The 10,762-nt window shown below is 71.4% G+C and carries 11 protein-coding genes; 7 read left to right on the top strand and 4 right to left on the bottom strand.

The genetic code is table 11. The features are described 5' to 3' along the window. Nucleotides 1-113: 113 nt before the first annotated feature. Entirely contained in the window at nt 114-722 is a 609-nt protein-coding gene (locus ACWEVN_RS06015; RefSeq protein ID WP_452050452.1) for a hypothetical protein, read from the bottom strand. Nucleotides 723-931: 209 nt separating this feature from the next. Here ACWEVN_RS06015 and ACWEVN_RS06010 point away from each other — a divergent pair, with 209 nt between their 5' ends. Beyond that, nucleotides 932-1,771: a universal stress protein gene (locus tag ACWEVN_RS06010; protein WP_452050451.1), complete on the top strand. Its 840-nt coding sequence runs from the start codon at nt 932-934 to the stop codon at nt 1,769-1,771. Here the strand turns inward: ACWEVN_RS06010 and ACWEVN_RS06005 are convergent. Then, on the bottom strand, nt 1,726-1,962 hold the full coding sequence (locus ACWEVN_RS06005; protein ID WP_452050450.1) for a PLD nuclease N-terminal domain-containing protein: 237 nt from the start codon (nt 1,960-1,962) through the stop codon (nt 1,726-1,728). The two genes, ACWEVN_RS06010 and ACWEVN_RS06005, sit on opposite strands and share 46 nt — an antisense overlap. 148 nt (nt 1,963-2,110) lie before the next feature. Here ACWEVN_RS06005 and ACWEVN_RS06000 point away from each other — a divergent pair, with 148 nt between their 5' ends. The 3 genes from ACWEVN_RS06000 to ACWEVN_RS05990 all read left to right on the top strand — a co-directional run bounded on the left by ACWEVN_RS06000 (nt 2,111) and on the right by ACWEVN_RS05990 (nt 5,958). Then, on the top strand, nt 2,111-2,770 hold the full coding sequence (locus ACWEVN_RS06000) for a CBS domain-containing protein (RefSeq protein WP_452050449.1): 660 nt from the start codon (nt 2,111-2,113) through the stop codon (nt 2,768-2,770). Between the two features lie 10 nt (nt 2,771-2,780). Further along, nucleotides 2,781-4,025 carry an NAD(P)/FAD-dependent oxidoreductase gene (locus ACWEVN_RS05995; RefSeq protein WP_452050448.1) on the top strand — a complete coding sequence of 415 codons (1,245 nt, stop codon included), beginning with the start codon at nt 2,781-2,783 and terminating at the stop codon, nt 4,023-4,025. A 79-nt stretch (nt 4,026-4,104) separates the two neighbouring features. Next, nucleotides 4,105-5,958: an LPXTG cell wall anchor domain-containing protein gene (locus tag ACWEVN_RS05990; protein WP_452050447.1), complete on the top strand. Its 1,854-nt coding sequence runs from the start codon at nt 4,105-4,107 to the stop codon at nt 5,956-5,958. Between the two features lie 109 nt (nt 5,959-6,067). Here the strand turns inward: ACWEVN_RS05990 and gap are convergent, their stop codons facing one another. Further along, nucleotides 6,068-7,081: a type I glyceraldehyde-3-phosphate dehydrogenase gene (gene gap, locus ACWEVN_RS05985; RefSeq protein ID WP_452050446.1), complete on the bottom strand. Its 1,014-nt coding sequence runs from the start codon at nt 7,079-7,081 to the stop codon at nt 6,068-6,070. A gap of 158 nt (nt 7,082-7,239) precedes the next feature. Between gap and ACWEVN_RS05980 the strand changes: the two genes are divergently transcribed. From ACWEVN_RS05980 to ACWEVN_RS05970, 3 genes are read left to right on the top strand one after another with little or no spacing between them, the layout of a single operon-like run. Then, nucleotides 7,240-7,737, top strand: coding sequence for a universal stress protein (locus tag ACWEVN_RS05980; protein ID WP_452050445.1), 498 nt, complete (start codon nt 7,240-7,242; stop codon nt 7,735-7,737). 10 nt (nt 7,738-7,747) lie between these two features. After that, complete coding sequence (locus tag ACWEVN_RS05975; RefSeq protein WP_452050455.1) at nt 7,748-8,527, top strand: ATP-binding cassette domain-containing protein; 780 nt, start codon at nt 7,748-7,750, stop codon at nt 8,525-8,527. Next, entirely contained in the window at nt 8,524-9,339 is an 816-nt protein-coding gene (locus ACWEVN_RS05970) for a slipin family protein (RefSeq protein ID WP_452050444.1), read from the top strand. Before ACWEVN_RS05975 ends, ACWEVN_RS05970 begins: the two co-directional genes overlap by 4 nt. Before the next feature lie 65 nt (nt 9,340-9,404). Here ACWEVN_RS05970 and ACWEVN_RS05965 read toward each other — a convergent pair whose 3' ends face one another. Beyond that, on the bottom strand, nt 9,405-10,664 hold the full coding sequence (locus tag ACWEVN_RS05965; protein WP_452050443.1) for an NAD(P)/FAD-dependent oxidoreductase: 1,260 nt from the start codon (nt 10,662-10,664) through the stop codon (nt 9,405-9,407). Between the last annotated feature and the right edge of the window lie 98 nt (nt 10,665-10,762).

Here is a 10,762-nt window from a genome sequence, read left to right as displayed (position 1 = left end):
CTGTATTAAACTGGTGTGATATACCATTATATCAAGTTGTCATTTCTGTGTTTTTCTTTGGGGGCTGGTAAAAGGGGGCCCGCCCGCCCGGGGGGCGCCCTGGGGTGATGTGTTCAGCGCAGCCACGTGCGGTCGCCGACGAGGGCGGCCCAGCGGCGGCCGAGTCCCCACGTGTTGCCGGCCGCCGCGGCGGCCAGCGCGATGAGGACGAGCGCGTAGACGATGTGGTAGTCGACGATCGGGTTGGTCGAGTGCGTGGCCTCGCCGGTGCTCCTGGTCTGGGCGAGAGGCCATTCGGCGGCCCACATCATGAGCATCATCAGCGCGCCGGCGGCGGCGCTCAGCCGCAGCCCGATACCGGCCATGACGGCGAGGCCGATGCCGGCCAGGCCGAGCATGAACAGCCAGTCGGCCCACCACGCGCCGGCCCAGGAGTGGAACATCGACTCGAACGGCCCGGCGTGGACCCCGCTCAGGAAACCCTTGGTCGGCGAGCCGCCGTTGATCCAGGCACCCTTCGCCGGGGTTGCGTAACCCCAGCCGAACAGCTTGTCGAGGAACGCCCACAGGAAGACGAACCCGGTGGCGATGCGCAGGACGGCCAGGGACTTCCCGGCGACGGTGGGTCCGGCGACGAAGTCGGGGATCGGCGCCGGTTCGGTGACCCGGTGGGCCGGGGGTGGGGTGGGAGCCGTCTTCTTTTCGTCCGGCTGGATGGACATGGCAAACCTCCGTTCTTTCGTTGCTGGGGCCAGTTTCTTCGGGTTGCCCCCCGGTTTCTGGGGCCGAAGGTCCCCGGCCGGGAGGTCCTTGGGTGCCGGTTGCCGGGGACCGCGGACGAAGGACCGAAGTCCTCCCGGAACAGGGCGGAAGCCTCGCGCGCGCGAGTGCGGGGAACCGGTTGGCTCCGGGGCGGCGAAAGGGGAATCGGATGAGTGGCACCCAGCTGGTGGTCGGTGTCGACGGCTCGACCGGAGCGCTCGCGGCAGTCCGGTGGGCCGCTCGCGTCGCCCGAGCCCGGCGGCTCGGCCTGCGCCTGGTCCACGCGCTGCCGGAACTGCCCGCGCCCTACCCGAGGGCCGATCCGACGTACGAGCAGTTGCTGGAGGCGGCAGGCGCACAGGGCCGGGTCATGCTGGCCGAGGCCCGGGACGCGGCCGGCGAAGTCGAGGCGGAGACGGTGCTGCGGCTCGAACGGGCCGCCGACGCCCTGGTCGCCGCATCCGCCGGCGCGGCGATGCTCGTGCTCGGCACACCGGGGCTGCGGCCGCTGGGCCGGGTCCTGCTCGGGTCGGTCACGGTGGCGCTCGCCGCGCACGCGCGGTGCCCGGTCGCGGTGATCCGCCCGCACGCCGGGGAGGACGAGCCGCCCGCCGAAGGGCCGGTCGTGGTCGGCGTCGACGGGAGTCCCGCGAGCGAGGAGGCCATCGCCGTCGCGTTCGAGGAGGCGTCCTGGCGGGGTGCCCGGCTGATCGCGGTGCACTGCCACCGCGGCGGCCGGTGGGGCACGGGCGAGGAGTACGCCCGGGAACTGCTCGCCCAGCGGCTGGCCGGCTGGGGCGAGAAGTACCCGGACGTGGTGGTCGACCGCGAGGTCGTGGCCGGCCGCGCGGCAGAGCGGCTGCTGGACTTCGCCGACCGGGCGCAGCTGCTGGTCGTGGGCAGCCGCGGCCGGGGCGGGCTCAGCGGGCTGGCGCTGGGCTCGACGAGCCAGGCGCTGATGTCCTACGCGCTCTGCCCGGTGGTGGTGGCGCGCCCCCGGGCGAAGTAGAGCACTGGGCCGACGAAGTTCACCGCGATCACCAGTGCCCACAGCCACTTCGGGCCACGGACCTGCGTGGCGGGCCGGTGGGCGAGGTCCCACCAGGCGGCCGAGGCGAGCAGCAGCTGGACGCTCGCGGCGAGGCGGATCCGGCCGCGTTGCCGGGGGCTCAGGTCGCGCCACCGCTTGTGGTCGGTCATGGCTTCTCCTTTCGGTAGAGGCTTCCAGGCAAGGACATCGGCAGGCACGGGCAAAGGGGCGAAAGACCTCTCGGCCGGGGACCCTCGCCCGCAGCCCGGTTCCGGCCGGGTTCCTACCTTGAAGAGAACTGTCCGACGGAGGTGTGTGATGCGCGGTCCGCAGGTGTCGGATCTGATGACCTGGCCGGTGGTGACCGCCGGTCCCGGGACGACGTTCAAGGAACTCGTCTCCCTGCTGGCGGAGCACGGCATCGCCGCAATTCCGGTGCTCGACGAGCACCGGCGCCCGATCGGCGTGGTCGACGAAGCCGACCTGCTCGCCCGTCACCGCGGTGACAGCAGGGCGGAGCCGGTCTTCTGGAAGCGCCGGGTGTGGACCAAGGCGCAGGGGCTGACCGCGCGTGAACTGATGACCCGGCGCGTGCCGACCGTCGCCAAGGACGAGCCGGTGGCCGGCGCGGCCCGGAGGCTGGTGGAGGCGAAGCTGCGTCGCCTGTACGTCGTCGACGGCTCGGGCCGGCTGATCGGCGTCCTCGCCCGCCGGGACGTCCTGCGCGCGTTCCTGCGCCCGGACGAGGAGCTCAAGGAGACCGTCGAGCGCGAGGTGCTGCAGCGGTCGATCTGGGCGGACCCGGCGACGGTGACGGTCCAGGTCGACGACGGTGTCGTGACGTTGAGCGGGGTGATCGACCGGCGCAGCGAGGTGGAGCGCGCGGAGTGGCTGACCGAGTCCGTGCCCGGCGTGGTGGCGGTCCGCAACCGCCTGAAGTACACCCAGGACGACGGCGCGGCCGCCGGACTGCGCTGAAGGGGCGGCGATGAAACGCATCGTCGTCCTAGGCGGGGGCACCGGGGGAACGCTCGCGGCGAACCGCCTGTACCGCGACTTCGGCGACGGCGCACGAATCACCGTCGTCGACCAGGACGACCACCACGTCCACCAGCCGGGCCTGCTGTTCGTGCCGTTCGGGACGGCCGACCCGGACGACCTCGTCCGGTCACGCCCCCGGCAGCTGGCCGACGGGACCGGCTACCACTGCAGCGAGGTCGAGCGCGTCGACGTCGACGCCGATCGCGTGCACCTGGCCGACGGCACCGTGCTCCGCTACGACGCGCTCGTGATCGCCACCGGGGCGCGGCTCAGGCCGGAGAAGACCGCAGGGCTCACCGGGCCGGGCTGGCGTTCCCACGTCGACACGTTCTACGACCTCGACGGCGCGGTGGGCCTGGCTTCGGCGCTGGCGGGATTCGACGGCGGCCGCCTGGTGGTCGACGTTCTCGGACTCCCGGTCAAGTGCCCGGTCGCCCCGCTCGAGTTCTGCCTCCTCGCCGACTGGTTCTTCACCGGACGAGGTGTCCGGGACCGGGTCGAGCTGGCCTTCGTGACGCCGGTCAGTGGCGCGTTCGCCGAGCCGGTGGCCGCCGAGGCGTTCGCGGAACTGCTGGCGGCGAAGAACATCGAGCTGGTGGCCGGCTTCGCCACCGGCGAGGTCGACGGCACCGCCCGGCGGCTGGTGTCCACCGACGGCCGGGAGGTCGCCTTCGACCAGGCGGTGGTCGTCCCGTTGCACGGCGGTTCGTCCTATGTGGACGGCTCGCCCGGCATGGGTGACGAGCGCGGGTTCGTCCGGGCCGACGAGCACACCCTGCAGGCCGAGGTGAAGGACAACATCTTCGTCATCGGAGATGCCGCGGCGATCCCGGCCGTGAAGGCGGCGTCGGTCACGTACTTCGAGGGCGAAGTGCTGGCCCGTAACGTCGGGCAGTTCCTGGACGGCAGGCCGCTCGACGCGAGCTTCGACGGGCACGCCACCTGTTTCGTCGAAAGCGGTTTCGGCAAGGCGCTGCTGCTGGACTTCAACTACGAAACCGAGCCGCTCCCCGGCCGGTTCCCGGCGGACACGGGCCTGCCGCTGCTCAGGGAGTCGCGGCTCAACCACCTCGGGAAGGTGCTTTCCCCGTGGTTCTACTGGCACCACCTGCTGCCCGGCCGCGACCTGCCCGGCATGCCGAGCGCGATGCCGCGCGCGGGCAAGCAGTTCCCGGAACCGGCCGGACGCTGAGCACCCGGTCTCTTCCCCCTGAACTCTCCGGACCACGCACGCAGCGGCCGGCAGAGGCCGCGCAACGGGAGGAGTGATGATGAAACGAATGTCCCGGGTCGTCGCGGCGGCCACGTTGGCGGTGGCGATGTCCCTCGGCGTCTCGGCCGGGCCGGTGTTCGCGGCGGAGACCGAGGCGCCGGCTTCCGCCGCCGCACCGGGGGCGGATTCCCCGCCACCGGCCACGCCGGAAACCCCGACGACGAGACCGGCGCCGACATCGAGACCGGCCCCGACGACGAAACCGGCGCCGGCCACCAAGCCGTCTCCGGCCCCGACCACCACCAAGCCGGCACCCACGTCGGTGCAGCCGCCGGAGAGCGCGGTGAAGGACCCGCCGTCGTCCGTGTCGAGTACGGCGCCGGTGTCGACGACGTCGGCCTCCGCGCCGCCCGCTGCCGCGGAGGAGCAGCCGGACCTGCGGCTGACCGTGGTGTTCGACAAGCCGTCCTACCGGCCGGGTGACACGGTCGCCGCCCGGGCGACGGTGACGAACGCAGGCACCGGCACCGCCACCAATGTGTGGTTGACCGATTCGGGCACCCTGACGTCCCATTCCTGGTACGGCTTCACCGGCCCGAACGTCGTGGCACCGGGGCAGACGATCGAGGGCAGCACCTCGGCCTACATCGAAGACGTCAGCGAGAACGTCGTGCGGCTGACGGCCGCAGTCACCTCCAGCGAACCCGACGCGAACCCGGCCGACAACTCGGTCACGGTCACGGCCCCGCTCACCATCGTGCGCGGCGGGCTCACCGGGATCGCCTACGGCGACCACAACCGCAACCACGTGATCGACCCGGGTGAGACCCTGGCCGGTCTGGTCGTCCGCGCCTCGGGGCCGCCGGCCCCCGGCCGGTACTTCGACGCGGTGACCGACAGCGGGGGCCGGTTCTCCTTCCACGACATGCTCGCCGGGTCCTGGACGCTCTACGGTGTTTCCCCGGACTGGAAGTTCGCCGGCGTCACCGTGGAGGTGACCGGGGACAGCGAGCCGGAAGTGGTGGTCCGGGGCGAGTACGACATCACCGGCTGGCTCAAGGGGTCCGCACGGTTCTCCCCACCGACGTACGCCGGTGGGGACACCGCCCGGATGATCGTCACGGTGGCCAACAGCGGCCGCGGCCCGGTGCCCGGCCTGACCGCCCATTGCTTCACGAGCGACTACGGAGTGCCGATCGGCCTGGGCGAGCTGGACCCGGCCGGCGCGGGCGGCACGGTTCCGGCCATGTCCTCGCGGAACTTCGAGGTCACCATCCCGGTCCGGCCGGAGGCCGTGGCCGCCGGATATCTCGAGGCCCGCTGCACGGTCTACCCACCCGGCTTCTTCGGTTACGTCGAGGTGTCGGCGACCGCGCGGATCCCCGGTGCACGCGCGCCCAAGTCCGTCGGGTACGTCGTCACCCCGATCTACGGCTGCGGGTGTCACCCGCAGTACGACCGGGTGCCGGGAGTGAAGGTGTACCTGCGCAACCAGGTGACCGGTGTGATCGTGGCGCGTGCGGTGAGCGACGCGGACGGGACCGTGGTCTTCTTCGACCTGCCCGCCGACCGCTACGACGTCGGCATCGTCGGCCCGTGGCAGGGCCAGTGGGGCCAGACGCAGATCTGGCTCGCTCGCGGCGGTGACGACGGTACGTACTACCGGAACTGGATCGTGATCGTTCCCGGGCCGAACCAGCCCGATCCGGATGCGGTTCCGCCGGCGGCGAAGCCGCCGGCCGGTAAATTCGGCGCTCCCGCTCGGCCCGTACCGGCCCGGCAGGTCGTCGCGGGCTCGGAAACCGGTCGCCTGGCCTCGACCGGTGCGGACGCCGGCTGGCTCGCCCTGGGCGGGCTGCTGACCTTCGTCGCCGGGGCGTCCTTGGTGTTCGGCAGCCGCCGTCGAACCTGACGGGGGCGCAACGACGGCACCCGCCCGCCGGACCGACCGGCGGGCGGGTGCCTGAAGTGCTGGGGACGGGTGCCCGCCGGGCCGCATCACCGGCGGGCGCCCGGGGCACTCAGCCCAGCGATCGCCCGATCAGTTCCACCAGTTCGACCGTCCGGGTCGCGTAGCCCCACTCGTTGTCGTACCAGCCGAACACCTTCGCCAGGTGCGAGTCGGCCTTGGTCAGCTGGGCGTCGAACACGCAGGACGCCGGGTCGCCGATGATGTCGCGGGACACGATGGGCGCCTCGGTGTAGCGCAGGATGCCCTTGAGGTCGCCGTCGGCGGCCTCGGCGAAAGCGTGGTTGACCTGCTCGGCCGTCACCGGGCGCTCGAGCTCCACCGTCAGGTCGGTCAGCGAGCCGTCTTCGACCGGGACGCGGACCGCGACGCCGTCGAGCTTGCCGGCCAGCTCGGGCAGGACCAGGCCGATCGCCTTCGCCGCGCCGGTGCTGGTCGGAACCACGTTGACCGCGGCCGAGCGGGCGCGGCGCGGGTCCTTGTGCGGCCGGTCCAGCAGGGCCTGGTCGCCGGTGTAGCTGTGGATCGTGGTCAGCAGGCCCCGGCGGATGCCGAACGCGGAGTGCAGCACCTTCACCATCGGCACGACGCAGTTGGTCGTGCAGGAGGCGTTCGACACGATGTGGTGCTTCGCGGGGTCGTAGTCGTCCTCGTTCACGCCGAGCACGATCGTCGCGTCGACGTCCTTGCCGGGGGCGAAGATCACGACCTTCTTGGCGCCGGCGGTCAGGTGCACGCCGGCGGCTTCGCGGGTGCGGAACTTGCCGGTCGACTCGACGACGACGTCCACGCCGTATTCGCCCCACGGCAGCTGAGCCGGGTCCGCGGTGGACGAAACCTGGATCAGGTGGTCGCCGACACGCAGCGCCTCGCCGTCGACGACCTCGACCGGGATGCGCAGCCGTCCGTAGGTGGAGTCGTGCGCGAGCAGGTGCGCCAGCATCTCCGGGGACGTGATGTCGTTGACCGCGACCACTTCGATCGGGCTGTCCGGGGTTTCCAGCACGCACCGGAGGATGTCGCGGCCGATCCGGCCGAATCCGTTGATGCCGAGCCGTACCGTCATGGGTTTCTCCCTGTCGTCGTCTTTCCCCGTCGATGGTTCTCCGGCGGCGCACACGACCCGTAGGGCCCAAGGTCCTCGCAGGTCGGGCAGAACGACTGCTTCGCCCGGCGCGCGGAAGGGGTTCGCTGAAGGTGCAGGGGACTGCGGAAGGAGCGGTGATGACGGAAACGACCGCGAAAGGCCGGATCGTCGTCGGTGTCGACGGTTCCGACGCCGGCACGGCCGCGCTCGTGTGGGCGGCCGGGCAGGCGGCGGCCGGCGGCGCCGAACTGGACGTCGTGACGGTGTGGCTGCACGACGCGATGCTCGACGACGCGTCCGTGAACCGGACCCTGGAAGAAGCCCGGCGAGTGCACTTCCACGAGTTGGAAAAGCTCGTCGCCGCGGTGACGAAGGACCTCACGGGCGTGACCGCCCGGTGCTTCGCCCCGGACGGCGATCCCGCCGGGGTGCTGACCGAACGGGCGAAGGACGCGACCATGCTGGTCGTCGGCAGCCACGGCAAGGGAAAGGTCCGTGCGGCGCTCGCCGGTTCGGTGAGCAGCGCCTGCCTGCGGCACGCGACCTGCCCGGTCGCCGTGATCCCGCCGCCGGCACGCACGCCGGACAGCCCCCTCGGCCGCCGGCTGGCCGAGGTCGCCGGGGAAACGGCCTGACGTGACCACCATCACCGGCCCACCCTTGCTGCGCGTCCGGGGCCTCACGAAGAAATTCGGGCCGGTGCAGGCGCTGGCCGGCGTCGACCTCGACGTCCCGGCCGGTCAGGTCACCGCGCTCGTCGGTGACAACGGCGCGGGCAAGTCCGTGCTGATCAAGTGCATCGCCGGCATCCACGTCCCGGACGCCGGCGAACTCGCCTGGCAGGGGCAGCGGGTGCGGATCCGCACGCCGCGGGACGCCGCCGCGCTCGGCATCGAGACCGTGTACCAGGACCTGGCGTTGTGCGACAACCTCGACATCGTCCAGAACATGTTCCTGGGCCGGGAAAAGGTCCGACACGTGTCGCTCGACGAAGACAGCATGGAACTGGCCGCGAAGGAGACGCTGCACAGCCTGGGCGTCACGACGGTGACGTCGGTTCGCCAGCCGGCCGGCTCGCTCTCTGGCGGCCAGCGCCAGGCCGTGGCGATCGCCAAAGCCGTGTTGTGGCACTCGAAACTGGTCATCATGGACGAGCCGACCGCGGCGCTCGGCGTGCAGCAGACCGAGGTCGTGCTGGAGCTGGTCGGCCGCCTGGCCGAGCGCGGGCTCGGCGTGGTCGTGGTGTCGCACAACATGAACGACGTCTTCGACGTGGCCGACCGGATCGCCGTGCTGTACCTCGGCCGGATGGCGGGCGTGTTCGCCACCGGCGAGCTGACCAAGGAAACGGTCGTCGACCTGATGACCGCGGGCCGCTCCGACCGCTGGAGCGTCCCGGCCCGAGTGAAGGGAGTCGCGTCATGACCTTCTGGTTGATCACCGCCGCGGTCGTCATCGTCTTGCTGGCGCTGTCGATCCGGGTCGTCAAGCAGTACGAGAGAGGGGTCCTGTTCCGGCTGGGCCGGGTCCTCGGGGTCCGTGAGCCCGGGTTGCGGTTCATCATCCCGGTGATCGACGTGCTGCGGCGGGTGTCCCTGCGGATCGTCACGATGCCGATCCAGTCGCAGGGCATCATCACGCGCGACAACGTGAGCGTCGACGTCTCGGCGGTGGCGTACTTCCGCGTGCTCGATGCGACGAAGTCGGTGGTCGCGATCGAGAACGTCTACGCGGCGATCGACCAGATCGCCCAGACGACGCTGCGGAAGGTCGTCGGCCAGCACACCTTGGACGAGACGCTGGCGGAGACGGACAAGATCAACTCCGACATCCGGCAGATCCTCGACGTGACCACCACCGAGTGGGGCGTCGACGTGACCCTGGTGGAGCTGAAGGACATCCAGCTGCCGGAGACGATGAAGCGGGCGATGGCCAAGCAGGCCGAGGCCGAGCGGGAGAAGCGAGCCAAGATCATCAACGCCGAGGGCGAAGCCCAGGCCGCGGCGGCGCTCGGCACGGCGTCGGACACGATGATGGCGCACCCGCTGGCGCTGCAGCTTCGGAACCTGCAGACGCTGATGGAGATCGGGGTGGACCACAACAGCACGGTGGTGTTCCCGGCACCGCTGATGAGCACGATCGGCGAGCTGGGCACGTTCCTGGCCCGTGAGGCGGCCGCTGCCGCTCCGCCCACGGCAGTATCCAACGGCGAAGCGGCGGTTCCCTCGCCTCGCTGAGCCGGTCGCGCGTGAAGGCCGCCTTGATCTTCTCAAGGCGACCTTCACGGCTGGGGACCTCCGGGTCACCGGGCCAGCCAGCGCGTCGCGCCCCGCAGGCCGAAGGCCATCGAGTCCCAACCCGCCCCCGCGTGCACCGGCAGCCCGGCGCGGAACCGGCCCGGCACATACGTTCCCAGTGCCTTCTTGCCCAGCCGCCAGGCCGCCGACGTGCCGACGCGGTAGTCCTCGAGCGCGTCCGGGTCGACGACGACCGGGCGGACCGGATCGCCGGTGACCGACAGCGGGACCTGCGCGAACGTCGCCTTGTCGAACATTTCCAGCACGCACATGCTCACCGGCTCGAACCCGGGGCCCGGCAGGTCCACGCCGGCGTCGGCGGCGATCTGGCCGGCCACCGCCTGGGCCTGCAGCAGGGCCAGGAACGCCTGCTTGACCGGGAAGTCGCCGGCGTCGCCCGGGGCGTAGACACCGGGGTGTCCCAGCACCTCGCGCTTGCTCTCCTCGCAGACGAGGAAGCCGCGGTCGTCGGCCGGGAGGCCTTCGAAGCGCTGGGCGGCGACGTACGGCGGGAACGCCACCAGCAGGTCGAACTCGTGCGAGGTGCCGTCGGTGAAGGCCACCTCGAGCTCGCTCACCTTGTCGGGTTCGACGCCGGTGCGGCCCTCGATCCCGCGGGTGGCGAACTCCGCGGCCACCACGTCGTGCAGCTTGGGCCCGAACGCCTGCACGTAACTCTTCTCGGAGGTGGCGAAGGCGATCTGGACGTTGTCGCGGACCTCGCGGCGGCGCAGCCAGGTGTCGAGCATCAGCGTGATCTCGTACAGCGGTCCGGCGCACTTGTTGCCGGGCGGCACGAGGAACAGGACCTGCTGCAGCCGGCCGTGCCGGGCGTGCTGGGCCACCCACTGCAGCTGCTCGCCCAGGGCGTGCAGCTGCCCCGGCGTCCACACGGTGCGCGCGTACTCCGCCAAGCCGGGCACCTCCTCGGGGCGCATCGCGGCACCGGTGGCGATGACCAGGTGGTCGTAGGGGACCGGTTCGTGGGAGGTGTGCACGACACCGCGGTCGGTGTCGACGCCTTCCGCGGTGGCGATCCGGGCCTCGATCTCCCGGCGGCGCAACGGTTTTGCGAGCGGCACGTGCAGCGGTGCCTCGGCCGCGCCGAAGGGCAGGTAGATGCTGTTGGGGCGGAACAGGAAGTCGTCCCGGTCGGAGACGAGGGTCAGCCGGACGCGGTCCGGGTTCGCGAGCGCGCGTAGCGCGAACGCCGTCTCCGGCCCGGCGAACCCGCTGCCCAGGACGACTACGTGGGTGGGGGACATGAGTCTTCTCCGATGCTCCGGTGGGTCGGCCGACATTTCACGATGCGCCCGGACGGGGGAGCGGAGGGAGGGTCCTCGGCCGCGCGGGCGAGGGACTT

Source organism: Amycolatopsis sp. NPDC003861, from assembly GCF_053605405.1.
Note: the sequence above shows the minus strand (reverse complement) of the source record. Positions and strands in the feature narration are given on the sequence as shown.

Excerpts from the sequence above, each read along its gene's own strand:
- ACWEVN_RS05990 (WP_452050447.1), top strand. The coding sequence starts at position 4,105 with ATGAAACGAATGTCCCGGGTCGTCGCGGCGGCCACGTTGGCGGTGGCG.
- gap (WP_452050446.1), bottom strand. The coding sequence starts at position 7,081 with ATGACGGTACGGCTCGGCATCAACGGATTCGGCCGGATCGGCCGCGAC.
- ACWEVN_RS05965 (WP_452050443.1), bottom strand. The coding sequence starts at position 10,664 with ATGTCCCCCACCCACGTAGTCGTCCTGGGCAGCGGGTTCGCCGGGCCG.
- ACWEVN_RS06000 (WP_452050449.1), top strand. The coding sequence starts at position 2,111 with ATGCGCGGTCCGCAGGTGTCGGATCTGATGACCTGGCCGGTGGTGACC.
- ACWEVN_RS05980 (WP_452050445.1), top strand. The coding sequence starts at position 7,240 with ATGACGGAAACGACCGCGAAAGGCCGGATCGTCGTCGGTGTCGACGGT.
- ACWEVN_RS05995 (WP_452050448.1), top strand. The coding sequence starts at position 2,781 with ATGAAACGCATCGTCGTCCTAGGCGGGGGCACCGGGGGAACGCTCGCG.
- ACWEVN_RS05970 (WP_452050444.1), top strand. The coding sequence starts at position 8,524 with ATGACCTTCTGGTTGATCACCGCCGCGGTCGTCATCGTCTTGCTGGCG.
- ACWEVN_RS06010 (WP_452050451.1), top strand. The coding sequence starts at position 932 with ATGAGTGGCACCCAGCTGGTGGTCGGTGTCGACGGCTCGACCGGAGCG.
- ACWEVN_RS06005 (WP_452050450.1), bottom strand. The coding sequence starts at position 1,962 with ATGACCGACCACAAGCGGTGGCGCGACCTGAGCCCCCGGCAACGCGGC.
- ACWEVN_RS06015 (WP_452050452.1), bottom strand. The coding sequence starts at position 722 with ATGTCCATCCAGCCGGACGAAAAGAAGACGGCTCCCACCCCACCCCCG.